This window comes from Rhizobium sp. BK379 (assembly GCF_014193955.1).
In the GTDB taxonomy this organism is placed as follows: Bacteria; Pseudomonadota; Alphaproteobacteria; order Rhizobiales; family Rhizobiaceae; genus Rhizobium.
In genome coordinates, this window is sequence record NZ_JACIAD010000004.1 from 458,230 (window position 1) to 482,392 (window position 24,163).

Sequence of the window (24,163 nt, forward strand, 5' to 3'; positions counted from 1 at the left end):
GAGGAGGAACCCGGAAAGCCGGAACGAAATTTTTTTAATCGAGCTTCAGCGAACCCGGCGGCGTCGCGGCGCAAATGAAGAAATGCGGGCACCGGGGGCAGGTGATCGCGTCGGTCTCCGTCGGAAATGCACCCGCGGCGATGCCGGCCAGCATCGTCTCGCTCTTCTTTTGCCGATTGCCAATCTTCGTCGTGCTGATCTCGACCGGTTCCTGCGTTTCATCGGTCAGATGCAACGCGTGAACGACGGCTCGGCCGCCGAACTGGCTACGAGCAGCAAGAAGGTAGAGGGTGTATTCGAGCCGGTCATACTCGTCACTGCGTCTGTATCCGGTGCGAACACGACGGATGACGATTGTGCCATCGCGCAATTCTGCCACTTCGTCCGGCTCGACCAGCACACGACCGCCATTGGGAAAATCGATGGCGAGCGGTTGCGCATCGCTGAAGCGGTGGCCAGCGCCTGCTTTCAGCAGGGCACCGATCAATCTCGATGCAAGTCTCCGGTAGTCATCGGCGAAGGCGTGATCGACCGGTCCTCGTTCCTTCCAGATCGCCTCGAATGCCGATTCCGCTTCGGCAAGACTTGGCTCTCCGGCACGCCGGGCCTCGGCAAGCCAGCGCAGCAGTTCATAAAGACAATCGTGCGTACGGGAAAACGCGGTGGGCTTGCGAGCACCCCCCAGGCCCAGAACATGTGTGTAAAAGAACCGCCGCGGACACTTTTCGTACGAGCCAAGACGGCTGTCGGTCAGTACCCAGTTCGATGGCCAGGAGATTGCGATTGGCTGGGGCTTTGGCGCACCCGGGGGAAGCGCAAGCATGGGCGGATTTGCCACGTCCTCTATGAGCATCGGTGGAAGCCAGTCCAGAAATGGCGACGGCGATCGGCCATTTCCATTTCGTTGCTTTCGCGCATGATAGAGACGGAGATGCGTTCGGGCGCGCGACAACGCCACGAAAAAGAGACATTGCTCTTCATCCTCATGGGCGCGCTTGGCCTCGTCAGCGGGCAACACATCCTCGACGCTGTCGATCATCCCGTTGGGCGGCGGGCAACGTTGGCCGCGGTTCGAACTCGGGAAACTTGCAACCGTCAGCCCCGGCACATGCACGCCTTCGAATTCGAGACCCTTGCTGCCGTGAACGGTCATCAGACGAACGGCGTCCAGATGCAGTGCCGCGGCAGGAACCTGTCGTAAGTCCCGTTCTTCCGCCAGAAGCACAAGCTGGCGGACGCGGTCGAGCGTTCGCTGGATAGGAAGACTGGCCCCCACGGGGCTTTGCTCCCGCACAAAGTTGAGGAACTGCCATACGGCCACAGCGCGCATTCGTTCGGTTACAGTGGAGGCCTCGCCCAGCTGCCTCGTGAGGTCGGTGCGATCAAGAAGATAGACGGTCAGAAACTCCCACGCGCTCACGTTCGAGCGCAGTGGCGCCAAATCGGTGGCCAGTTGCGCGATGGCTGCGCGCCCCGAAGCCGACAGCCCTGGAGCGTTGATCGCCTCCGCGAGGCCCGCCAGCGCGGGCTTACCAAGCGATCGCAGGTGGCCGTTCAGACAGTGCGAATCCTGCAGGCTCAGACCATATCGAGGCATGGCGCCGACGCGAACGAGGGCGTCGCCGAACGGGTCGACCGCCAGGCTCAGCAGCGCCAGCAGATCACGAACCTCCTCCCGTTCGAACAAACTTCCGAGATGAAGGACGGGGATGCCCCGCGCCTCAAGCGCCGTCGCGATCTCGTTCAGGCGGCCGTTGGTCCGGCACAGAACAGCTTGATCGCGAAGCCTTACACCGTCCTTTTCAAGCTGGCGAATGCTGGCCGCCACACCTTCCGCTTCGTCATCCAGTGTCTCGAAGCGCCGCAGTTCGGGGCGGCCTGGGCCTTGGCCCCGGTTAGCCTCCAATGCGAGGCGCAGCATGCCCCTTGAGGCGCCCATGCGCGGTGCAACGGTGACGAAACTACGCACGATCTGTTCGGTCGAGCGGTAGTTGACGCCGAGCTGATCGATGACCGCACCGGGGTAGTCTGTGGCGAACCGGACCATGTTTTCCGACGAAGCGCCACGAAACCGGTAGATGGATTGCCGTGCATCACCAACCACCCAAAGGCGTTCACCGTCTCCGGCGATCATCTTCAGGAGACGCGCGCTTGCGCGGTTCACATCCTGATATTCGTCGACGAGGACGTGACGATGACGAAGCTGAACGCCGATGCGAACGGCCTCGTCCGCTTCCAGCAACTGAGTCGGACGCATGACGAGGTCGCCAAAATCCACGCCGCCTTGTTTGCGCAGGGCTGCTTCGTAGAGATCGTAGACATCCGCAATTTCGAGGCATTTCGCGGCAGCAATCCGTGCATCCTCGTCACCCCCAGCGTCTGCCTCCATCGCCTTTGCAAGTTCACGATAGCGCTGGGGACCGACGATTTCATCCTTCGCGCGGGAAATCGCTCCGACGATGTCGCGCAATACCATCGTCGGGTCCCAGAGGTTCCTGTAGTGGATGAGGGGTAGCGTTGGTAGAATGTCTTCAAGTACCTCGATCGCATCGCTGGGATCGAACAGCGATGGGTTCGGCGCAAGCCCCAGCCTGTCGTGATAACGGCGCACGAGATCGAGTCCGAACGCGTGAAACGTACCCATCCAAAGTTTCGGCGCAGCTTCGGGTGCTGCCGCGGTCAACCGTTCGGACAGTTCCCCCGCAGCCCGGTTGGAGAATGTCAGGATGAGGATCGCCGCCGGATCTATGCCCTCTGCCAATAGCGACAGCACGCGCTTCACGAGCGTTCGGGTCTTGCCGGTTCCAGGCCCCGCCTGCAATTGGAAGGGTTTTCCGCGATGCGCGGCCGCTCGATCCTGGGACGGGTCGGGCTTTCGTGCCGGCGACTCGACCTCCCCCTGTTCGGTCTCATCGGCCACTGTTGGCAGAAGCAAGGCATCGAGCACCTGTTGCCGGACCAACGCGACCGGGAGCTTCGTTCGATCCGCGATTGCCGCGGCCGTCAAATTGTCTACGGCGTGTAATTTGTGCGCGAATGCGCGTGGCAGCAGAAGTTCGCGGGCGTAGACATTTGCCTGTAGCTCGCGTCGCTCTTTTGCGCCGTAATCTTCGACCCGCTGTAGTCCGACAGGGGCGGCCTCGGTGCTCCGGGACGGATCGATATCCGATGTGGCGCAAGTCGCCGAGCCGGCATGAAGTTCGGAATGCCCGAGTTCGTGCGCGACGAGCAGCGCGCGCGTTATCGGGTCACCTTCGTCCTCGCAGCAAATTGTTCCCCCTTGGTCGTCGAACAGCGCTTTTGCACCCTTCAGCGCCGGGTCACCTCGCGGCAGCCAGACGAGATCCAGATCGCGGTGCGAAACTGCCGCCTGAACAAACGCGAGCATGTCGAACGGATCTTTGCCCTCCGCAAGCAACTCGCCGTGGAGTATCGCCGCCGTGGTCCTGATCGGTTCGAACTGGTCCATGCGTTTAAAGTCCTAACAAATAGGCTTGTTGCTCCGGCGTCAGGCCCGAATTTTTGACAGCCTCATCAAAACTCTGTTGCGCGCCGGTGGTTGGTTTTCCGTCTGCTTTGAAAAACTGACCTGTTGGCATCGGCTGCCTTCCCGCGAAATGAGCGACGACCACGTCCAGCGGCGCTTTCAGCTCGTCGGCGACCCGTGCTCGGAAGCCGGGCGGTATGGTGTCCGGATCGATCTGGCGATCGCGTAACTTGCCGACGAAAACGGCATTTGTGTTCAGCCGCGTGGCAAGGCCACGAAACTCACCACGCGATAAAGCGCTGAACGGGTTGGGCGCGTCGGGGACGGTTGCGGGCTCGCTCACCGATTTTAGTCCGCTGGTCGTAACGGCATGAAGCCGATTCTGAAAGTGGCTCATCGCCCTGCTGACGGCGGGGCTTACGATCGTCGGGTCAATTGCCGCTTCCGCTGCTTCAACAGCGCGATCGCCGCGCAATGCGTCGACGGCAAGCGCGATGGCGAATTCGGTGAGCTCTGCGCCATATTGAGGATGCTGGCGTACTAGATCGTCCAGCAGCCTGGCATCGGGGATTTCCTGGGCCGCGGATAGTGCGTAGAAGGCCTCCCGCAATGCGCGCGGGCTCGGGTTAAGGGTCTGGCTCATAGGTCCTCCTTGAAACGGGAAAGCTTCGCGGCGGCCCGTGTCAGCCGGTTGCGAATGGTTCGTCCCGTACAATTGCATCTTGTTGCAGCCGTCTCTTCCTCGGGATCGTCGGATTCCTCCTTGTAGCCGAGGGCATGGACAAGCACGACGGCATCTCGCTCGTCTGGTGGTAACGCTTCGATTGCCTGCAGGATTGGCTCGCGATCGGCATCCCATTCCTGGGTCGGCAAGACCTTGAATGCGTCCGACACCCTGGCAAACGCATCCTCGAAGGCATCGGGCATGCTTTTGACTTCAAGCTCCGGCATCTCGGCAACTTCTATGGAACGCTTGCTCCGCCGCTCGGCACGCCTGATGGCATCGATACGCAGCGCCCTGAATGCTTTGTTGAACTTGCATTCGTAGAAATCCAGTTCGTCGGGAAAGTCACCCGACCCGTCCATCACGAACAGCTCCGTCAGGTCGTCGAGGATTGCCTGGCGAAGGTTTGCAGCGTCCGGTATTGCGCCATCAGCGACCGTAACCCCAAGGTTGGCTTCACACCTGCCGAGCAATATAGGCAAGACTGCGGTCATCAGCGCCTGGTTGCCGGAACGTCGTCCCTCCCGAACGAGATGAACGAGGCATTCGGAGCGCAGATGGCCGGGATGGTGGCGGAAAGCTGGACTGCCTGGTCGATCTGGGTCTCTATCACTGCAGGACGCACATACGGCGTCCCATCTGCAATTCTTGTCAACGGTCGAGCCATCTCACCCCCTTTCTCAATGCAGCATCGGTTTGCGAGCGGCCATCAGAAGCGCTCTGCCAATTGATCGCGGCGGAGCGAGAAACCCGGAAAGCAAATCTGAGAAATTTTTTCGCCCATTCTTTCCTCGGCTGCGAACACGCCGAAACCATGCTGTTTGTCCTGCAAAATCGAATCTCCGACCTAGTCTGACGCCTCTTCAGACGCGCAATGTTGTCGACTGAATCTGCGGTGTCTCGATCCTTGCTCTTGCTCCGAGCTTCCCGGGATGGAAACACGGATGCTTGATTCGAGTAAGTCCCCGGTGTCCCGCGAAGTTAACCCGGCCGGGATTAGGCATGCTGACTGAGAGCATCAGGTTGGCTGAAAGGCAGAGCGGACGATGTTCTTGCACGTATTTCCAGGAAAAAAGAGACCGGCAGAGTGTCCGCGACGATTGAAGCGTTATTGGGAGAGTTGGCTTGTTCAAAACGTAAGCTACTGTTTGCGTTTGCAGAAATGTTCCTTCATTGTATCGCGACAGGGGAAATTATAGATGACGGATCATTTTGTTTTTGTTGCTGATGACGCCGATATTCGGCAGGGCGATGTCATTCGACGAATCGACGTTGAGCAAGGCGGCCGTCAGACTTGGGGTTTGATTATCACGGCGGATTGCGACATAGCGCAGAGAAAGGCAGGGGATCGGTTCACCTGGCTGGAAATCGTAAGCTCTGACCAATTTCTTGAAGCATATTGGGCGCCGGAGCAATTGCGCAGACTCTTGGAGAGGCAGACGAGGCCTGCCTGCGAGGCGTTGAACGGATTGGTCAAGAAGGAAGGCCTTTCCCTTGCGAGCATTGATGGGGACATGTTGTATTCCTGGCTTGCCGAGGCGACGCCGGAGGAAATTATTACCTCGATCAGGCCGACCAAGCCCTCGGACGCGAAGACAGTCGCACTCCTATCGGCACTGAGAATGGCCCTGGGACATGGAAACGCAGGCAACGGGATGGCCTGTCTTCGCGAAGTGTGGACCTTAGTCGGTCGTGACGAAGGTAAGCAACGCTCCGCTGTCCGGGAAGCTTTTGATGGAGAGCGCGGATTTCCGGATTTCGTCCATATTCCGGAACTTCCCGCCACTCCTGGTTATGGGTTTGTCGTCCTGCTGCGCGCCATTTCCACTTTGCATGCAAAAGATCTCTACCGGTCTGAAGCCGATGCTAGGATCGATGGCCAGCCGAATGCCTTTCATCGTATCGGCCGGTTCTCCGACGGATTGCGTTTTTCCATCGCACAGAAACTCGCCTTTCTGTTCTCTCGCATTGGAATGTCGACCCAATTCGAGAACGCATGTAGCGCGGCCACCGACCTGCTCGTCGAAAAAATGTACGACAATAAGGGGATTTAACGTGGCATTGAACATGCTCGTCATTGACGAAGATGCAGTCGGCATCCTGGATGCCGCGCTGATCGAGGATGCATGGTTTTCCGACTTTTACGTACCCACCAATACCGAAGGCGTGAGACGGGTCGAAATCGGCGATGTTGTTTATATCCTTTCGAAGAAGGCCGATCTCGAAAGCAACCTGCTGGTTATCAACATCGGTGCTCTGGGAGTCTTCAAGAGCATCGCGAAGCCGCGCTCGGCGTTCGAAAGGATTGTTCGGGTGGCCTTGCGGCAGTTCGATCGCAGCATATCGCTGCCGGTCCAGTGGCAGCCCTATCATGAGGGTTCGCTTCTTTCTGTCTATGCCGACTCGATCGGCCGCAAAAACCAGTATCGGATCTATTTCGATCAGGCTCCATCGGGCAGCGCGAACCTCTTTGCCTTTGGAGTGACCAATGGGCCAGAGGTCCTGCGGCAGGTCCCGATCGACATACCAGCCTATGAAGCTGCCGTTGGTGGCTTGCTCGAGGCTTTGACCGTCGATCAGGTCAGTCCTGATCCTGTCGGCAATTTTGGCATTCTGTTGAGCGAGCCGCTCGGCGCACAATTGTCTGGCTCCGGGACGCTTGACGAGTGGTACGATCGAAAACTTAGCGGGGAGCAGCTGAAGTTCGTCGATCAGCCGCTCGATCGACCGATCCGCCTTCGCGGGGCGCCCGGGACCGGGAAGACCCAGGCGATGGCGGTTAAATGCCTAAAGGCACTGTATGCCGACGCTGATGCAGGCGGAGACAAGACCATCGCGTTCCTAACGCATAGCTCGGCTTTGGCCCATGATGTCGTGCGGGGCATGTTCTACGCGCTTGACCCATCTGCGCGCTGGTCGCAGCTGAAAACCCCTGCTGGCCGGCCGAAACTGTGGATCGGCACGCTGTACGAGCTCGCCCAGGAGCAGCTAAGCTATGAGAAGAAAGGGTTGCGTCCTCTCTCACTCGACGGGCGAGACGGGCGTGAATTACAAGGGTTCATGATCCATGACGCCATTGAGGCAGTGCGCACGTCGCCACGCACGGCGCTTGGCGTTTTGAAAGAGTGCCCGGATTTGGCGGCGCGTATGGGAAACGAGGGAGCGAGAAAGGCGCTAGTCGAAGACCTGATGAACGAGTTCGCGTGCGTTCTCGACGCAGAAAACATCCGCAAGGGAACCCCCGATGCGGATCGTTACGTCAAGGGTGCGCGTGAGGCTTGGCAGATGGCCTTGCCAACCGAACGTCACCGAAAGCTCGTTCTTGAGGTTCACTCCGCCTATCGCGATGCCCTTCGTCGTGAACAACTCCTCAGCATGGACCAGATGATTGCAGATTTTGGCCGCTATCTCTCCACACACGAGTGGAACCAGCTGCGTGACAGGGACGGATTCGACCTGATCTTCGTCGATGAGTATCACTATTTCACACGGGTCGAAGCGATGACTTTGCACAACCTGTTTGCGTCGCGGGCCGAGCATTCTGGGCGCTGGCCTCTGATCATGGCTTACGACCTCAAACAGAGCACCAGTGATGCGGCACTTGGCGGTGGGCTCGAGCGGTTCCGCAATCCAGGTGTTGGTGAGTCGGTCCCGGTCGACCTCAAGCAGGTTTTCCGCTCGACACCCCAGATTTCGGCGTTCCTAAAGGATCTCGATGCATCTTTTCCGGCAATGGATCTTGAGGGTGAGTTCGACACCTATGAGAGCCAATCCAACAAGGCTGATGGCGATCTTGCGACACTGCGGATCTTCGACACGGGCGTGCAACTCATCGACGATGTTCTTGAAGAGGCTGGTATTTTGGCCCGTTCGATTGACGGAGGAGGGAGCCAAATCGCTATCCTATGTATGAACGAAGAGTTGTTCGATCGGTATAGGAAAGCCGGGCGAGCTCGGGACAAATTCGTGTCGGTGACGTCGCGCGAGGATCTGCGCGAACTACGCTATGCACGGATGAAATCCGTTTTCAGCATGCCCGAATATGTCGCTGGTTTGCAATTTGATACTGTCTTTCTCATCCATGTCGACCAAGCGGACCTTTCGGATGAGTATCTTAGCCAGGGTGCGCGGCGCCGATACGTGTCGCGTGCCTATCTTGGCGCCAGCCGTGCTGCGCGCAAGCTTGTCATCGCCAGCTGCATGGAGAGAGGCGGCACAAGCGCTATTCTGGATGCACCGTTGCGCAACAAAAGCCTGATACAGTTTGTCACTTGATCGCTGCATTGCGAGCGGGCGCGGGGCCGAACCACATCGGTCTTGCGTCTGTTTGTCGCCATGGATGCGGTTCGGCGGCCGGAATAAACAGAGGCATGCCTCAACGATAACTTTGCTCCAGCAAGGAACCTCACGCTGTTGTTTCGAAGGCGGTTTTTGTGTGATGGCTTCGAGTGCGAATCTCATCAAGGAGCTTGAGTTGACATGTCCTATGTTGACCTGATGTTCGCCACATTCCTCGTCACGTCTTGAAGAAACGCCTCGCAGCAGGTGAGAACCTCGTCCGGTAGCCGTCGTTTCACGCCTTTGAGGGAGCATTCCCAGATTGTTAGAACTCTCCATCCTGCCTCTGACAGCGACTGGTTCGTCCGTCTGTCGCGTTCACGGTTCGCGGAAATTTTCTCTTCCCAGAAGTCCTGACGCGAGGCGGGCATCTTGAACAGATGACAGTCGTGGCCGTGCCAGAAGCATCCGTTGACCTGAATGACGGCTCTGTATTTTGGGAAAACGATATCCGGGCGGCCGGGGAGACTGGTCACGTTCACTCTGAAGCGGTAGCCTCTTGCGTGGAGCCCTTTGCGGATCAGCAATTCGGGTTTTGTGTCCCGACCACGGATGCGGCTCATGTTCAGACGGCGTTGTTCCTTCGTCAGAACATCCATTATGGAGTCTCCTCTGACGTAGCGTCGGCGATGATCAGTCGGAGAGCTGAGGTCAGATCTGACATTGCCATGCCTGGCTTCAAAGTCATTGCTCCGAAGCGGAAGCCGGCCCGGTACTGCGGATGAAACAGCCGGCCGGGCATAGCCGTGGAGCGGTAAGTGCTTCCGACGGCCGGCATATCAGGCGTGAGCAGATAGGCAGCGCTGACGATTCCCTTAACGTCTCCTGCTTCGGCCTCCTGAACCAGCGCATCGCGATAGGTGTGAATTGAGGTCAACGCATCATTCAGCCCGTCAGCGACCCTGTATTTAGCATCGAGAACGATCATCCTGCCCCGGCCGCCGTCAGCCGCCGCGTTTCGAGCGGCAACGATGTCCGGCGTCATCGTCCGGCTGTAAGATCCGCGCCGATCAGGCTCAAGCCAGAATTCGCGATATTGTTTCTGGAAGCAGAGCTGCCAGCTATCGCCGACAGAGACGGTAACCGCGCCGGCTGCAAGCGTGAGACCTCCTGAAGCATCGCTGATAAAGAGATCCTGAACTGCAACACTGTCGTCCCCGAATTCCAGCGTCGCGGCGCGCACGAGCCGCAGGAAACACCAGAGTTCGTACAGCTCGAAGGTTCGCGCCAGCGGCAGGTTCAGGAAATCACCAAAGATTGCAGCGATGCCGAGATTCATGTCCTGCCAGAGCCGATAAAAGCGGCGATAGGACGGGTCGTTTTGAAACAGAGCCGAAAGTGTCAGACGCGGAGGAGCGTCTCCAGCCTCAACGAACGGTGCAGACGTCGCAAGCTGGCTAACCCGTCTTGCAAGGCGTCTGCAGCGCCTCGCCCAGGCGCTCGCTTCCCTGCCGACCTCCGCGCCGCGATCGCGGCTACCTTTGTCCAGCTGGTCGGCCGCTACTGTCAGCCATGCCGTCCAGGCGCGAAGACAGGCGGCCATCTGCCGATGTTCCGGAAGATCAAGAGAACTCTGGCGCTGGCGGATACGGATCTGGGCTGGAAGAAAACCTTTCAGCGCGGCCGGCAGCCGCGTCGTATTCGTCGTCTCCCTCAGAACCGGTCCTGATTGGAAGGATCGCAGGATTTCGGGGCCGGTTGCGCGCGTGGCCTGATAGTGCGCGACATTGCGATCCTGCGCCTTCAGGATCCGCCTCGGATTGCGTGCTATCGCAGCGACGACTATCTCCAGTTCCTCGATGCGTGAACGAAGGAATTCCAGCCTTGCTATCGCCGGTGGGCGGGCGCCGTTCCCTCTTGCGATCCCCTTTCTGAAACTGCTCAGCGAAAAAAGAGCAAACGTATCGTCGAGAATTTCGCGAACCATCGCATCGAAGTCGTCTCGCGTCAGCTTGCGCAGATCAGGATCGGTGGTGATTTCGAAGCGACGGGGCGAGCGGCCAGAGAGACGAAGCTCAGCTTCCACCAGCCCGGCCTGGAACCCGGGCGGCCACCGCCACCGTGCAGAATCGGGTGCCGGAGCGCGCAAAGCCTCCAGCCTCACGTCGTCAATCAGCAGATCCGCGGTGTCCGCGTCGTCAGCTCCAGTGAGTTCGAAGAGGTAGGAGCCGGTTTCATGAATCGATCCAGCCGGTATGACGTCGGGGTCCGGCCAGACGCGCCATTCAGCGCCGGTTTTCTCGTCTCTGATGAGCAGGGCTTCCATCTGGCTACCTGTTCGCCTGGAAGGCCCCGTACTCGTCCAGATCTGAAAGAAGCTTCGTCAGGAAGTTCTGAGAGCGCGGAAGTCCTGCCAGAGCTTTTGTAAGTCCCGCCAGCACCTGACGCTGACGCTCGCCGCCGCGCAGCTTCACCAGAACCTTCTGCACCATCAGATCATCGATAACCGAGTTCGGGGCCGGGTCCAGGTGCTTTTCCGCAAAGGCATGGTAGCGCACGACTTCCTCAGCAACGCGATAGCCGAAGCCCAATCCGTGCGGAGCAAGGATTGTCCTTGCCTGACTAAGAACTCCCTCGCAGGCTGCTCGCGCATCGGCCAGGGAGGGTTCACGTTTCACAAGGGCATCAAAGAAGCCCAGAAGATCAACATTGGACATGTCGATCACGATGGCCCGGTCCAGGACCTTGTCACTGACCGGATTGGTCGTCTCATCGACGTTGATTGTGCCGGTGATGTACAGGTTTGACGGGAGCTCGAGCGCTGCAGGAACCGGCGTGCCATTTGAGCCTTCGAGCGGGACGCCGCTAGAATGCAGGCGGATTTTTTCGCCACTTTCCACCGCAGAGAGGACGTCGGAAAGATAGTATTCGACTCGGGCCAGATTCATTTCGTCAAGGACGACGAATACCGGCGAATCGCGATGCGCCGTCGCCAGCAGAACTGCCTCAAGGAACGGGGGGATCATATATCGGTTCGATAGTACGTCGTAATAGCCGGTCAGCCCCGTTGGGTCCGTCCACTCCGGCCTCACAGGACATATGAACAGGAACGGATCCCGGCTTTCTTTGCCGGACAGTCCGTGGACAGCATGGGCATACTGGATTGCGAGGCGGGTTTTCCCTGTACCGGACAATCCGGACAGGATGACAAAATGCTTGGACGACAGAAAATTCATGGCGCCGTGGAAGCGCGAAATTTCTCCATCGGGATAATGGCCGCCTGCTGCCGCGATCGCGTTCTCGATCTCCTTAAGAGACAAACTCATCGGCATACGCTGCATGTCGGCACTGACAGCGTCCATGTCAGCCCACACGCGTAATTCATGGACTTTCTCGCGTCCGATCAGGTTGCCCAGATACCCGATCAGTTCGCGTGCCATCAGGCCTCTGCTGGCAGATGCCGCCGGCGGCCATATCGCAAAGACGATCCGATCAATTGCTACAGGCTTGCTGATCGTTGAGAGATCGGCGGGCATCGTATCCCAATAGCCTTTATTGCGCAGATAAAGACGCCCGTCGCTGGCAATGTAGCCTTTCACATTCTTGTTGTTGTCCGTGTAGTCCAGCGTGTCAGGGGCTGCAGCAGGGACCGGCTCCTCGTTGAAGACGTTTTCCTCGACGGTCTCGTCCTCGTCGGCAACGCTTTTCTGCCCGGAGTTCCTCGGCTTCGAGCTGCCTGAGGCACGCATCTCTTCAAGCCGGGCTTCGAGGAGTGGAAGGTCGTTCTTCACGAAGATCGTGAAATAGATCTCGTCTTCCGGTGGGAAGCGAAGCAGGCAATGGACTGCAATCTGGTCATATGCCGCGCTGTAGGATGCGAGATTAACGTTGAAGGCAAACAGCGCCCCGCCGACAATCTTGGCGCTGTTTGAAACGCCGAAGGCGTCGGCTACGCGTGTGCCTTTCGTCATGCCCGGAAAGGCCTGAACTGCGTCCTTATACTGCTGCTGCCGCTCTCGGATATCCATCAAGGCTCTCTTTCTGGCTCGGACACAACGTCTCCATGATCCGCGCAGCAAGTGCTCTTGCCATCAGAGGAGGTACGGCATTTCCAATCTGCTTGAAGCTCGGGTTCATAGTCCCACTGAAGACAAAGCCGTCCGGGAACGACTGCAATCTGGCGGCTTCACGTACCGAGATCGTACGTGCCTGTTCACTGTCATAATGAATATGGCTATAGCTGTCCTTGCCCAGATGCGCCATCAGGGTTCTGGCCGGCTGATCGCTCCACATCTTGCGCCACTTGTTCGGAAACTTTGACGCGTCGTAGGGTGGGACGATTGCGTCCCTCAGGCGTTCATATTCGGGTGAACCTTCGACAACATGCTTCCCCGCCTTGCTGAGTTCTGCCAGCTTTTCATTGAACATGTTCATTGCGTGCTGCCATGCCTGGGGATATTGGTCGCCCGGGTTGAGACGAGCAAACAACGGATAGTCTCTCGGCAGGTAACGGATGACGTGGTCACGCAGCCCGTCTTGCGGCGCTTCGAACCCCGGCCAGGACCTCATAAGCTTCGCGTATGCCGATATCTTCTGTCGCCGGTCATAGGGGATCGTCTCATCCATGCGGCGTGCACCACGCCTCAGTTCTCCTGAGGCGAGTTTGCTGCGGGCATCGATGCGGGGAAGATCTCCGATCGCCTGTTCCACAGTAACTGCCGCGGGTAGCGAGGGGACCGCAGAGGGGGGCTCATGATAGTCGTGTGCTGACGAAATGTGGCCGTTGAGCACCTTGAGCGCAACTGCCCGGGATCCCTCATAACCCGGAGGAAGGACCAGCCAGTTTGTCGGATCAGGAAATAATATCTTCTCGGAGACTTCGCGACGGTAGGCAATCAGGAACATACGTTCGCGCATCTGCGGTACGCCATAGAACGCTGCGTTCAGCAGTGTATAGCCGCAGACGTATCCTTTATCCTCGAGAACCTCGCAGATCTCCTCGGCGATGTTCTGGCCCCCATGATTCAGTACATCCGGAACGTTTTCCACCACGACGGCTAGCGGTTTGAACGCATCGACGTAACGCAGATATTCCTGGTACAGGCGCGCGCGCGGGTCGTGACGGAAAGCCTGCGGGTGAGCATCGATCTCACGGAGCTTCGGGCGTCCGACACGCGCGAAGGCCTGACATGGCGGGCCGCCAACGAGAATGTCGAACGCATCCTGGACCGGCCCCAGACCTAGCTCTGCAACGAGATCTTCAGGATGTGTATTGATGATGTCGCGTGCCTTGCTGTGACGGGCGTCACCCCCGTGGAAGTTCAGTCCATGAGAACGCGCTGCGTCCACGTCGAACTCAACAGCGGCACGTACTGAAAAGCCGATCGAGTGAAAGCCGAGTGAAAGGCCACCGCATCCGGCAAAGAGGTCCAGAAGTCGCGGTTTGCCGCCAGCCTGCAGTCGGGCGATTTTCTGACGAATCGTTTCCGCGCTCATCTCATATCCTCTTTCGATCGCGGAAGACGCAGCGGGAGGTTCGTCTCTTCACCGTGCTCCGCGAGAAACTGCATGACTGCCGCACGGATAACCCACGCGGCGGAAACATCACTGGCATCTGCAAGCGACTGAATGCGGTTATGAACCGCTTCCGGAAGCATTACGGATGTTCTGACGGTTTTCTTATGAGCTGGAGCTTGCATGAATCATACCGGGTGCAGATATCGCCGAACCTACGCCAAAGTGGTGCATATTGCATCAGATCAAGTTCCTTAACTTGTGGATGAACAACCGCCGCCGAACACTAGCGGGTAGTTAGAACGAAAAAGGAACAAAGGCAAGGCGCGGGCGCCCTATCGCCGAGACCTGATGTGAGAACCTGCAATAGCAAAAGCATTCTATGCTGCGTCGCTGACTGAGACAACCAACTCCCGGCTTGAGCGATCCCAGGATGTTGTTTTCACTGACCGTAGTGCCTTTGAGAGAACGCAATTTGGACAGCGATAGCAAATTCGTCTATGTGCACTGGTAGGTATTTCTTTTGCTTCCTAAAGAGGACGAAATGAACATTCTAACGCCTCTCGAAATGGGATGGGATCCGCTGGAAGCAGCAAATGATTCCGACCATGAGATCCTGACTGCTGGCAAAAAGCGGGAAATAAAGAATATCCTCAAATCTTATGTGGGGACCTACGACCCCATGTCTGAGCTTTTGCAGAATGCAATGGATTCTGTTGAGCGCCGGGCAGCTGAAGGCGAAGCAGGCTATCGACCGAAAATTTTTGTCAAAATTGATCTGCAGGAAAATAGCTTTCAGGTTGTGGATAATGGAGTAGGTTTTAAACGCGAACAGTTCATGGCGTTTATCGCTCCAAGTATATCATTCAAAGCTGGTGGAAATACGAGGGGCAACAAGGGCGTTGGCGCCACATATATTGCTTACGGCTTCAACAACCTGGAGATGAGGACAAAGAATTCCGCGTTCGCCTTTTCCGGCCAATTCGTTGGAGGGCGTGACTGGGTGGAAGATATTCAAGGGAGCGTCCACCGCCCGAAGATTGAGCCAATCGCTAGCGGGGATGAAATCTTCGACCACATCGACCAGGGCGCGAGTTTCAAGATCAAATTCGGCGGCAAGCACACCCGGCCATCTAACCTATCTTGGTACAGTGCGACATCCCCGGAGCAGTGGCTGTATCTTTTGCTCCTGAAGACGCCATTGGGCCACGTGAGCCTGCCGGACCAGAGCCCGAGTGAAATCAGGTTCGACCTGCGTGTGGTCACCAAGGAATCAGACGAAGTCTTGGCGGACTGCGTCGCAAAATACAAGTTTCCGCACGAAGAGATCGCGGTCAGCCCTCGCCTCAGAATGGTCCGCGCCATTCAGACTGCAGCATTGGAAAAAGGGCGAGATCCGACCAAATCTACAGAGAAGTATCGCAATTCGAATGGTGTATATGACGCATTCTCTGGCGATGAAATAATTGCCCGTTTCAAGACATTGGGCGTAGCCGACATCGACCTCATAAAGCAGTACAATGTGAGCGTGTACGGATACTTTGCTTACTCAACTTCCATCTGGGACACCCTCAACGACAAGAAGGCTAAGCTGCGGAAAGGCTTTCGCGTGCTTAGAGGTGGCCTGCAGATGGCGAACAATCATATGGCCCAAGGCGATCTCATTACCATTCCACTTACGAAGAATACTGGCCATCAAAACCAAGCCCATGTGGTCGTCCATTTCGACAACGCCGAGCCCGACCTTGGCCGGAAAGGATTTCAGCCGGAATTAAAAGAACTGGGCGAGCGCCTTTCTGCACTAATGGTGACCTATCTATCTGCCGCCCGGGACCTACTGAAAAATGATACTGGCGCCGAAGCAGATATCGGCAAGGAAATTAAAGTCCATGATTGGATGCGAGATCAGGAAGAGCATGAGAAAAACCACCCCCTTGTCCTGACGAATCAGAATTTTTTCCTTCCGACGAGGCGGATATCGATGCAATCGACTCCGCTCTGCGAGCAGGACGCGATAGTATTATTCAACCAGCTGATTGCTGGAGGGGTCATCCGCGGAATCAAGCTTCTCTCGACCTCACAGGTATCTCAGTATGATGGGATGTTCCGATACGTGGCCGAAGAGCCGCTTGATAATCTTAAATTCGACAAAGTCACAAATCCGCTCGGCGTCTACGAGGAGCAATTATCGAAGGCCTACGTAGGGCCCCCAAAAATTCTTGAGTATAAATTTTCGCTTGATGGGCTCATACGTGAATTCGAGAACGGAGAAAAGTCCGAGAAGGACGTCTCCCTCGCCGTGTTTTGGGATATCGGCACCGAATTCAAACGCGAATATAACGTCACATCTTTGCTTGACTTTGATAACATCCACCACCGTCGGCATCATGGTATCACGCATGTAGTTCGGTCGGCTAATACCCAATTTGACGCCGTCTGCCTCAAAGAGCTAATTGAGGTGCTAAATGACCCAGACGGACAGCAGGGGTTCCAGAAGAAACGTTATGGCGATGAGCTTTGATGCAACATTCCGACGTCCAGCAGTGCTTGCTTAACGACCCGCCGGCGAGCACCTTAATAATGCTAATTACATCCTATGCTTTTAACATCTTTGAACTGTGTAATGCTGCCGGTACACCTCGTTCGGTCGGTCGATGGCGTCCCACTCAATGCGAAAGCGGACGGCGTCAGCGGGTAATGCAAGTCAGAGGGCGTGGCGACAGATTGCCGTGCCTTGCCGATCTCCTGAATTTTGAAAAGAGGTAGCGGTGGGAAAGGAAAGCTCACAAGCCAACCAGATCAAGCGATTTTATGAGATCGAACAGGCGAAGCTGATACTCGATTTTGAAAAAATAACGCTTTTCACAACTCATCCCACCTCTTTGGGATCGTTTCGGGAGCGGCGACTCCGACAGTACCTGAAAGACTTTACACCTCGGCAATTATCTGTCGAATCCGGATTCGTCAGCACGTGGGAGCCGTTGTCTGGTCGTATTACGGACAAGCAAAGCAGGCAAATTGATTGCTTGGTATTCGATGCAACGAAACGGCAGATGTTATTGGCGACAGATGATTTCGCCATCATTGAACCCGAGTCGCTTTATGCTGCGATCGAGATAAAAAGCAGTCTTACCTTCTATCGTGAGAAATCGCCGTCAGGAAAAAAAACGGCTGAATACCCGCTCGGCATAACGGACGATGACGGATTTCGATGGGCTGGCACGCTTGTTGATGCACTCAAGAATATCGCGTCTCTATCAAGTGTGATCGATCGGAAAACTGCTGGGATTTTTCAGGGCGTTTTTGCTTATAACATGAACTTTGACTGGAATAATCTATATCATGCGTTTGACAACAACGAGCTTCAAACCCAGCTTGGCATTAATCATGTGGACCAACTGCCTCACGGCATATGTGTCCCTGGGTCGCTCTTCATATCGTTTTCCCCATATGACATGTTCGAAACTGCTCCCCATCATGACGAATGGACGTCGCATTTCAACTACATTGGAGCGCTAGGTGAGGCGCCTGCATATCCGCTACAATTTTTTACTACTTACTTCACCAATCAGGTCAATTTGAAGCTCACCGCGCGACCGGCGGATTCGCATGGGTTGTTCTCGGCTACCGGATCAGCGGTGGAAATATGGTCGCATCACTTTGATTTAAACTCAGCAGGTTACGATGATCAATAATTGGTCGAATTGCGCACAAGCCAATTAAAACAAGCAGTTGCTGAAACTTTCTACCCGTTAACAACATGGTAGCTGGTTCGGATTGGTTCAAGGCGATGGCGCAATTTGCTTGCACTGCTAGTGCAGTGTCCGGCGGCCTGCCGATCGTATGGCCCAGGATTCTCGTCCTAGCTAAGCGGCATTCAGAAATGCCCTTTCTAGGCCCATGCAGAAAATACCGTCTAAACCGATGCTGCGTACCGTCATATCTAATCCTGTAAAGGGAACCCGCCACGGCCATGGCCATCACTCGCAACGCCCCGCGTCTGTGAAGAGGCATCCGCTTGGCCTAGGCCTTCAACAGGAGTCGCACCATGGATCAGCAGAATCACGAAGCGCGCCAATTTGAAATCAGACGACGCGACTTTCTGATGGGAGCCGCAGTTGCCAGCGCAGTCCTCCCGCTAGGGAAAAATGCCTGGGCCGCCGCCTCCGACACTCCTGCCATTCAGCCAGGCTCAATGAAGACCCGCAAGCTCGGAACGCTCGAAGTTTCTGAGATAGGTGCGGGCGCGATGAGTATCAGTGGCACCTATGGCCCCGCGGTCGACATTTCCGACGGCATACGGGTGTTACGGACCGCGCATGAGAATGGCGTCACTTTTTTTGATACGGCTGAAGTCTACGGTCCTTTCATCAACGAGGAGCTGTTGGGCGAGGCCTTGGCTCCAATCCGCAACCAGGTAAAAATCGCGACCAAGTTCGGTTTCGCGCTTAACGGCACGACAGACCGGGATAGCCGGCCGGAACGTATCAAACGAGTAGCGGAAGCGTCGTTGAAGCGCCTCAAGACAGATCACATCGATCTATTCTATCAGCATCGAGTCGATAGGAACGTGCCGATTGAGGACGTAGCCGGCGCTGTCAAGGATTTGATCCAGGAAGGCAAGGTCCTGCATTTCGGCTTGTCAGAACCGAGCCAGAAAACTATCCGCCGAGCTCATGCGGTGCAGGCTGTGACAGCTGTGCAGACGGAGTATTCGATGATCGAGCGCAATCCGGAAACGAATGGTGTTCTGGCAACTTGCGAGGAACTCGGGATCGGCTTCGTGCCGTGGGGACCGCTTGGAATGGGGTATCTGACCGGCAGGATCGATAGCACCACCAAGTTCGACCCGAATACGGACCTGCGCGCCAATTTTGACCGCTTCAGTTCGGAAAACATGGCGGCCAATATGCCGATAGTCGAGTTCCTCAAACAGTTCGCGGCGAAAAAGGGAGTGATGCCGTCTGCTATCGCATTGGCATGGCTGCGTGCGCAGGGGACCTTTATCGTGCCAATTCCTGGCACCCGCAACATCGACCACCTGGTTGAAAATCTCGGGGCGCTTCGGGTGGAATTGACGCCCGCCGATCTTACGGAGATCAACGCAGTGCTTTCCGCCAACCCGGTACGTGGCGGACGTATGAGCCCAATGTTCAGGGAAGCGCTCGACGTAGACGCCTGACCTTCCGTTGAGACGGACGCCGCGTGCCACCTGTTGGCATTCAGACTGCCGCCAATCGCCTACATCCACGCAGCAGGAAAGGATCCCCATGCCTTTGTCACGTTTTCGTTCTGTTTTCTTTGCACCGTTCGCAGCTATTCTCCTTCTGACAAGTGGCTCCACCGCCACGGCCGCTAACCGCGTGACGTTCCCCAAAGATTTCAAGCAGATGGTCATGTATGGGGATTACAGACGTGGCTCAGGCGGCGAGCTTGCCTACGCCCTGAAAGAAACGATCGACATCGCCAAGGCTGGCCAGCCACTGCCGCCGGGCACAAGGCTTGTCTTGGAGATTTATGAAAACGGCGCTCTAACAAGCTATTTCGTCATGGAAAAGGGCGTCGACTGGGGCCTCGAAGTCGAGGAGGAGAAGCGCACCGGCGACTGGCATTTCCAGCAGTTTGGCGTCAACGGCGAGGTCAATCGCACCTCGATCGCGGAGCGATGCGAGTCCTGCCATCAGGGTCAGGAAAGCAATGATTTCATGTTCACTCGCGAGCGCATGGAAGCCTACCTGCCCTGATGGCCCTTCAAGCGCGTCTGCTGATAAACTTGGTAGCGGGCGGTTTGCTGCTCGCGGCCCTGGCCTATGACTGGCTGGGGAACCTCGCGCATGAGCTGATCGGAACGGCGATGTTCGGGCTGCTGGTCGCCCACAACACCTTCAATCGTCGCTGGTATGGCTCGGCCGTCCGCAAGGGTGGCCGGGATTTGCGGGGCTGGCTCAACATCGCCACCATCGCGACGCTCGCGGCTGTGATGCTGATCCTGCTGGCAACCAGCATTGTCATCTCGCAATCTCTGTTCAGCGCCCTGCCGATTGCCAGCTCCTTCAGCGCGCGTCAGCTGCACGCCCAAGCCGCCTATTGGGCTCTCGTGATCGTCGCGGTGCATGTCGGGATGCGCTGGTCAATGATCATGACTTCGATGCGCTCTTGGACACGCCTTGGCGCACCCAACGCCGGCCGGACATGGATCCTCCGTGTTTTAGCTCTTTCCATCGCAGCCTATGGCATCCATAGTTGGACGGTCATTGGCACCGGCTCGCGCCTGTTAGCTGAAATGACCTTGAACTTTTGGAATTTCGAAGAAGCGGCGTTGCACTTCTTCCTCCACCAAGGTGCTGTTGCGGGGTTGCTCATCTGCGTGACGCATTACACGACCGCGTTGCTGCAGAGGCTGAAGCAGCGGTTCTAATTCGATGCCCGCTGGCTTTTTGCGTGCGCGTTAACCAACTATTGGCGATCGCTTCACGCGATCGCCATGAAGCAGCGTCCTCTGATCAGCCGTTCAACTCCATGATAGCTTGCTCACTGGAATCGACGTATCGGTGGCGTTGAAGAACGCCGAAGGGTCCATAGGGATATTCTTCAGGCGTGGGCGCACTTACCGCGTCGAGCTTCTTCATCGCGGCTTCATCGAGTACGAGGTCGCCGGCCGCCAGATTGTCCTTGAGCTGCTCCATTGTGCGCGCACCAATGATGCTCGCTGTAACGGATGGGCGGTTTGTGACCCAGCTCAACGCGACCTGGCTTGGCGTCGCGCCGATCTCGCCGGCAATTTGCTTAACGGCATCCATCGTCGCCCAGTTTCGATCGCTGGCGAACATTTTGTCCCCGATCCGTTTGAACATGGCGTTGCCGTTGCCAAGGCGCGTGTCTGAGGCTGGCTCGGTGGCGCGCGAATATTTTCCCGTCAGAAAGCCGCTACCGAGCGGGGACCAAGGCAGGAGCCCTATCCCATTATACAGTGCCGCCGGGATGACCTCATATTCTACCTCGCGCACAACCAAGCTGTATTGCTGCTGCAGCGTGATCGGGACCGTTAGACCCATTGAACGTGCAGTCGATAGGAATAGCTGCAACTGCCAACCGGTGAAGTTGGAAAGGCCAACGTAATGGATCTTTCCGGCCCGTACCGCCGAATCCAAAAACGTCAGGGTTTCCTCGGGCGGGGTGAGGGGATCCCATCCATGCATCTGGTAGAGATCGATCGCCTCTATGCCCATTCGGGCGAGCGATGTATTTAGCGCCCGGTGGAGGTGGGGCCGCGAAGTCCCGGCGTCGTTCACGTCGGGACCTGTTCCGAAGCGAGCTTTCGTGGCGACGACAAGCCGGTCAGTCTTGTCCTTGCGGCTTGCACGCCAACGGCCAATCAGTTCTTCTGATGCCCCATTCCCGTAAACGTCGGCTGTGTCGATCATATTTCCTCCGGCATCGACGAAAGCATCGAGAATGGCGAAGGCTTCTTTTTCCGGGGTCTCCGTCCCAAATCCCATCACGCCTAGAATGAGGTTAGAAACCGATAGGCCGGAATGTCCGAGTGTGCGGTACTTCATGAGGTTTTCCTAAATCGTCCTTATATTGATCGGACCGATGACATCGGCGGTTCAATCCAAACTTAGGGGACGTCGCTCTCGCGATTATGGGCTGATATTCGCATGAACCTATAAAGCTCGCTTCTGAATGTCAGAGCGGCTCGCCAGCCCACCTTCATCGCTGAGCGGCCTACCTCAGCCGTGTTGACTGGGCGGAGCGCAGAGCCAGTCTCGTCCGAACCGCCGCCCGCACTCATTTAGAAATCCTATTTCTAACATCATGCAGATTATAACGAATAATCGCCGATCGGCTTCATTGCTAAAAACTGGCTCCGATAGAGTCAAAAGAGCGATGAAGAGAAATGCCGATCAAGAAATCCAGACTGTTCGAACCCTTTAGCTTTCCGAACGGGTTGCGCCTGCGAAACCGTGTCGTGATGGCGCCGATGACGACATGGTCCGGAAATGACGATGGGACGGTGTCAGATGAGGAAATCAGCTACTATCGGCGCAGGGTGGGCGGTGTCGGCCTGGCTCTGACTGGCTGCACTCACGTAACAGCAAACGGCATCGGCTTCACGGGCGAATTTGCCGCTTACGACGACAAATACATACCGAGCCTCCAACAGTTGGCTGATGCGGCGAAGAGCGGCGGAGCTCCAGCGATTCTGCAGATCTTCCACGCCGGCAACAAGGCGGAACCCGATCTCGTGCCGGACCGGGACGTTGTAAGCTCCAGTGCTGTCCCCATTGCCGCCGGACCGTTCAATCCAGGCGGGGTTGTACCGCGCCCGTTGAGCCATGACGAAATCCTCGATGTGATCGCCGAATTCGGCGCAGCCACCCGTCGCGCGATCGAGGCCGGATTCGACGGTATCGAACTGCACGGCGCGCATGGATTCCTGCTCCAGAACTTTTTCTCGCCTTTCTACAACAAGCGCGATGATGAGTGGGGTGGATCGCCGGAAAACCGGATGCGCTTTCCACTCGCTGTCGTAGCAGAAGTGAAGCGGGTCATCAGCGAATTCGCCACACGGCCGTTCCTCTTGGGATATCGTATTTCGCCGGAAGAATCGGAAGACGGCGGTCTCCGTATCAACGACGCCTATGGCTTGATCGACCGACTCATCGATGTGGGTGTGGACTATCTCCACGCCTCGCTGGCCAATGTGCTCGAAGCAAAGCCTCTTTCTAATACTGGCGAACACACGATCGCGGAGCTGATTGCCACGCGCGTCGCAGGACGTGTGCCGGTGATTGCCGCTGGCCAGATGAGGACGCCCGAGCAGGCAAACCGTGCTCTCGAACTCGGTCTGTCGCTTGTAGCGGTCGGCCAGGGATTGGTCATCAATCCGAATTGGGTCGAGCTGTCGGCGAGCGGTCAGGAAAATCTAATCGAGAGCGCTGTGAGGACCTCGAACGTTCCGAAGATCGAGCTACCCAACAAGCTCTGGGGAGTGATCCAGACCGCGACAGGTTGGTTCAAGGTCGATGATGACCTCGCCGAACGAGCAGATCAAGCAAGCGCATAGCTCATCGCTCCCACTGATGGGCCGTCAGGCTCGCCCCATCCCAACCCAACATTGAAGGAAATCCCATGAGTAAAGTATGGATGATCACAGGCGCCGGCCGCGGCATGGGCCTCGATTTCGCGAAAGCGGTTCTGGCGTCAGGCGACAAGCTCGTTGCCACTGGCCGGAACCCGGAGCGTGTTGCCAAGGCAATCGGCGCTTCAGAAAATCTGCTGGTGACGACGCTGGACGTGACAAAGCCGGCAGACGCCGTCTCCGCCGTTAACGCAGTGGTCGAACGTTTCGGACGCATCGATGTTCTGGTCAACAACGCAGCAAGCTTCTACGCGGGCTATTTCGAAGATCTGACGCCTGAGCAAATGGACTTGCAGCTGGCGAGCGCTCTGATCGGCCCGATGAATGTTACGCGTGCTGTGCTTCCGGTGATGCGCAAGCAGGTATCGGGCAGGATCGTGTCCATATCGTCAACAGCCAGCCTGGTCGGCTTCGAGTTCTGCAGTGCCTACGCTGCCGCAAAGTTCGGCCTGGATGGCTGGATTGAATCGCTGCAGCCGGAAGTCGCGCCCTTTGGTATCGAGACGATGATCGTCAATCCGGGCTTCTTCCGAACCGAGCTCCTGACAGACGACTCCACCCAATATGCTTCGTCATCCGTCAGCGACTACGCCGAGCGACGCGCGCAGAACATCGCGTCCTGGAAATCCGCCAGCGGCCAGCAGCCTGGAGATCCGCACAAGCTGGCGGAGGCCTTGATTACGCTGGTGAACTTGCCCCAACTTCCTCGCCGCTTCATCGCAGGTGCCGACGCGGTCGCTATGGTCGAACAAAAGCTTGCGCTTGTCCAACAGCAGATCGATGCCCATCGCGAACTTTCAGGTTCGTTGTCGTTTGAACCAAAAGCCTGAAAATTCCGGCAGCGGGATACTTTTCGCAACCCGCTGCTTTGTCTGCCTTGATGCAGTTTCAGCCTGAAAGCTGAACATATATACACTCACTGAAGTCGGACTGCTTACCGGGCTCGTTACCCGGTTTTTGCGCAAAAATGAGTCCATTGTTGCCGCAAAGATTGAGTGCCGTCGGTCATGCTGTA

Annotated in this window: 19 protein-coding genes; 9 read left to right on the forward strand and 10 right to left on the reverse strand. The window is 56.9% G+C overall.

Annotated elements, in window-relative coordinates:
- Positions 1 to 34: 34 nt before the first annotated feature.
- The 4 genes from FHT93_RS21135 to FHT93_RS35935 all read right to left on the reverse strand — a co-directional run bounded on the left by FHT93_RS21135 (position 35) and on the right by FHT93_RS35935 (position 5,043).
- Positions 35 to 3,469 (reverse strand): ATP-dependent helicase, encoded by a 3,435-nt coding sequence (locus FHT93_RS21135; RefSeq protein ID WP_183849232.1) that lies wholly within the window; start codon positions 3,467 to 3,469, stop codon positions 35 to 37.
- A 4-nt stretch (positions 3,470 to 3,473) separates the two neighbouring features.
- Complete coding sequence (locus FHT93_RS21140) at positions 3,474 to 4,130, reverse strand: hypothetical protein (RefSeq protein ID WP_183849234.1); 657 nt, start codon at positions 4,128 to 4,130, stop codon at positions 3,474 to 3,476.
- Positions 4,127 to 4,705: a hypothetical protein gene (locus FHT93_RS21145; protein WP_183849236.1), complete on the reverse strand. Its 579-nt coding sequence runs from the start codon at positions 4,703 to 4,705 to the stop codon at positions 4,127 to 4,129. The genes FHT93_RS21140 and FHT93_RS21145 overlap by 4 nt, the downstream gene beginning before the upstream one ends.
- Positions 4,706 to 4,920: 215 nt before the next feature.
- Complete coding sequence (locus FHT93_RS35935) at positions 4,921 to 5,043, reverse strand: hypothetical protein (protein WP_281413570.1); 123 nt, start codon at positions 5,041 to 5,043, stop codon at positions 4,921 to 4,923.
- A gap of 367 nt (positions 5,044 to 5,410) precedes the next feature.
- Between FHT93_RS35935 and FHT93_RS21150 the strand changes: the two genes are divergently transcribed.
- Together FHT93_RS21150 and FHT93_RS21155 are read left to right on the forward strand one after the other, a co-directional pair.
- Positions 5,411 to 6,265: a hypothetical protein gene (locus FHT93_RS21150; protein ID WP_183849238.1), complete on the forward strand. Its 855-nt coding sequence runs from the start codon at positions 5,411 to 5,413 to the stop codon at positions 6,263 to 6,265.
- Position 6,266: 1 nt separating this feature from the next.
- Positions 6,267 to 8,486 carry a UvrD-helicase domain-containing protein gene (locus FHT93_RS21155; RefSeq protein WP_183849240.1) on the forward strand — a complete coding sequence of 740 codons (2,220 nt, stop codon included), beginning with the start codon at positions 6,267 to 6,269 and terminating at the stop codon, positions 8,484 to 8,486.
- A 209-nt stretch (positions 8,487 to 8,695) separates the two neighbouring features.
- Here FHT93_RS21155 and FHT93_RS21160 read toward each other — a convergent pair whose 3' ends face one another.
- Genes FHT93_RS21160 through FHT93_RS21180 form a run of 5 tightly spaced genes read right to left on the reverse strand, consistent with a single transcriptional unit; the run spans position 8,696 to position 14,188 of the window.
- A complete protein-coding gene (locus tag FHT93_RS21160) occupies positions 8,696 to 9,148 on the reverse strand; it encodes a very short patch repair endonuclease (RefSeq protein ID WP_183849243.1) in 453 nt (150 codons plus the stop codon).
- Complete coding sequence (locus tag FHT93_RS21165; protein WP_183849245.1) at positions 9,148 to 10,815, reverse strand: DUF2357 domain-containing protein; 1,668 nt, start codon at positions 10,813 to 10,815, stop codon at positions 9,148 to 9,150. Before FHT93_RS21165 ends, FHT93_RS21160 begins: the two co-directional genes overlap by 1 nt.
- 4 nt (positions 10,816 to 10,819) lie before the next feature.
- Positions 10,820 to 12,517 (reverse strand): hypothetical protein, encoded by a 1,698-nt coding sequence (locus FHT93_RS21170; protein WP_183849247.1) that lies wholly within the window; start codon positions 12,515 to 12,517, stop codon positions 10,820 to 10,822.
- Positions 12,486 to 13,985, reverse strand: coding sequence for a DNA cytosine methyltransferase (locus FHT93_RS21175; RefSeq protein WP_183849249.1), 1,500 nt, complete (start codon positions 13,983 to 13,985; stop codon positions 12,486 to 12,488). Before FHT93_RS21175 ends, FHT93_RS21170 begins: the two co-directional genes overlap by 32 nt.
- Positions 13,982 to 14,188, reverse strand: coding sequence for a CopG family transcriptional regulator (locus tag FHT93_RS21180; RefSeq protein WP_210299356.1), 207 nt, complete (start codon positions 14,186 to 14,188; stop codon positions 13,982 to 13,984). The genes FHT93_RS21175 and FHT93_RS21180 overlap by 4 nt, the downstream gene beginning before the upstream one ends.
- Positions 14,189 to 14,547: 359 nt before the next feature.
- On the opposite strand from FHT93_RS21180, the gene FHT93_RS21185 reads away from it, so the two are divergent.
- The 5 genes from FHT93_RS21185 to FHT93_RS21205 all read left to right on the forward strand — a co-directional run bounded on the left by FHT93_RS21185 (position 14,548) and on the right by FHT93_RS21205 (position 20,421).
- A complete protein-coding gene (locus FHT93_RS21185) occupies positions 14,548 to 16,524 on the forward strand; it encodes an ATP-binding protein (RefSeq protein WP_183849253.1) in 1,977 nt (658 codons plus the stop codon).
- 247 nt (positions 16,525 to 16,771) lie between these two features.
- Positions 16,772 to 17,698, forward strand: a complete 927-nt coding sequence (locus FHT93_RS21190) for a DUF6602 domain-containing protein (protein WP_183849255.1) — start codon at positions 16,772 to 16,774, stop codon at positions 17,696 to 17,698.
- A gap of 500 nt (positions 17,699 to 18,198) precedes the next feature.
- Entirely contained in the window at positions 18,199 to 19,185 is a 987-nt protein-coding gene (locus tag FHT93_RS21195; protein WP_246781698.1) for an aldo/keto reductase, read from the forward strand.
- Positions 19,186 to 19,366: 181 nt separating this feature from the next.
- Positions 19,367 to 19,747, forward strand: coding sequence for a cytochrome P460 family protein (locus FHT93_RS21200; RefSeq protein ID WP_348649792.1), 381 nt, complete (start codon positions 19,367 to 19,369; stop codon positions 19,745 to 19,747).
- Entirely contained in the window at positions 19,747 to 20,421 is a 675-nt protein-coding gene (locus tag FHT93_RS21205) for a DUF4405 domain-containing protein (protein WP_183849261.1), read from the forward strand. The genes FHT93_RS21200 and FHT93_RS21205 overlap by 1 nt, the downstream gene beginning before the upstream one ends.
- Positions 20,422 to 20,506: 85 nt before the next feature.
- Here the strand turns inward: FHT93_RS21205 and FHT93_RS21210 are convergent, their stop codons facing one another.
- The gene (locus FHT93_RS21210; RefSeq protein WP_183849263.1) at positions 20,507 to 21,562 is read right to left on the reverse strand and encodes an aldo/keto reductase; all 1,056 of its coding nucleotides are present in this window, start codon (positions 21,560 to 21,562) and stop codon (positions 20,507 to 20,509) included.
- A gap of 341 nt (positions 21,563 to 21,903) precedes the next feature.
- On the opposite strand from FHT93_RS21210, the gene FHT93_RS21215 reads away from it, so the two are divergent.
- Positions 21,904 to 23,073 (forward strand): NADH-dependent flavin oxidoreductase, encoded by a 1,170-nt coding sequence (locus tag FHT93_RS21215; RefSeq protein WP_183849265.1) that lies wholly within the window; start codon positions 21,904 to 21,906, stop codon positions 23,071 to 23,073.
- Between the two features lie 65 nt (positions 23,074 to 23,138).
- Positions 23,139 to 23,978, forward strand: a complete 840-nt coding sequence (locus FHT93_RS21220; RefSeq protein WP_183849267.1) for an SDR family oxidoreductase — start codon at positions 23,139 to 23,141, stop codon at positions 23,976 to 23,978.
- Positions 23,979 to 24,163: the final 185 nt, after the last annotated feature.

What these genes read in the sequence shown, in the direction of transcription:
- FHT93_RS21135 (WP_183849232.1), bottom strand. Translation starts at nt 3,469, where the DNA reads ATGGACCAGTTCGAACCGATCAGGACCACGGCGGCGATACTCCACGGC.
- FHT93_RS21140 (WP_183849234.1), bottom strand. Translation starts at nt 4,130, where the DNA reads ATGAGCCAGACCCTTAACCCGAGCCCGCGCGCATTGCGGGAGGCCTTC.
- FHT93_RS21145 (WP_183849236.1), bottom strand. Translation starts at nt 4,705, where the DNA reads ATGACCGCAGTCTTGCCTATATTGCTCGGCAGGTGTGAAGCCAACCTT.
- FHT93_RS21150 (WP_183849238.1), top strand. Translation starts at nt 5,411, where the DNA reads ATGACGGATCATTTTGTTTTTGTTGCTGATGACGCCGATATTCGGCAG.
- FHT93_RS21160 (WP_183849243.1), bottom strand. Translation starts at nt 9,148, where the DNA reads ATGGATGTTCTGACGAAGGAACAACGCCGTCTGAACATGAGCCGCATC.
- FHT93_RS21165 (WP_183849245.1), bottom strand. Translation starts at nt 10,815, where the DNA reads ATGGAAGCCCTGCTCATCAGAGACGAGAAAACCGGCGCTGAATGGCGC.
- FHT93_RS21170 (WP_183849247.1), bottom strand. Translation starts at nt 12,517, where the DNA reads ATGGATATCCGAGAGCGGCAGCAGCAGTATAAGGACGCAGTTCAGGCC.
- FHT93_RS21175 (WP_183849249.1), bottom strand. Translation starts at nt 13,985, where the DNA reads ATGAGCGCGGAAACGATTCGTCAGAAAATCGCCCGACTGCAGGCTGGC.
- FHT93_RS21180 (WP_210299356.1), bottom strand. Translation starts at nt 14,188, where the DNA reads ATGCAAGCTCCAGCTCATAAGAAAACCGTCAGAACATCCGTAATGCTT.
- FHT93_RS21185 (WP_183849253.1), top strand. Translation starts at nt 14,548, where the DNA reads ATGAACATTCTAACGCCTCTCGAAATGGGATGGGATCCGCTGGAAGCA.
- FHT93_RS21195 (WP_246781698.1), top strand. Translation starts at nt 18,199, where the DNA reads ATGAAGACCCGCAAGCTCGGAACGCTCGAAGTTTCTGAGATAGGTGCG.
- FHT93_RS21205 (WP_183849261.1), top strand. Translation starts at nt 19,747, where the DNA reads ATGGCCCTTCAAGCGCGTCTGCTGATAAACTTGGTAGCGGGCGGTTTG.
- FHT93_RS21210 (WP_183849263.1), bottom strand. Translation starts at nt 21,562, where the DNA reads ATGAAGTACCGCACACTCGGACATTCCGGCCTATCGGTTTCTAACCTC.
- FHT93_RS21215 (WP_183849265.1), top strand. Translation starts at nt 21,904, where the DNA reads ATGCCGATCAAGAAATCCAGACTGTTCGAACCCTTTAGCTTTCCGAAC.
- FHT93_RS21220 (WP_183849267.1), top strand. Translation starts at nt 23,139, where the DNA reads ATGAGTAAAGTATGGATGATCACAGGCGCCGGCCGCGGCATGGGCCTC.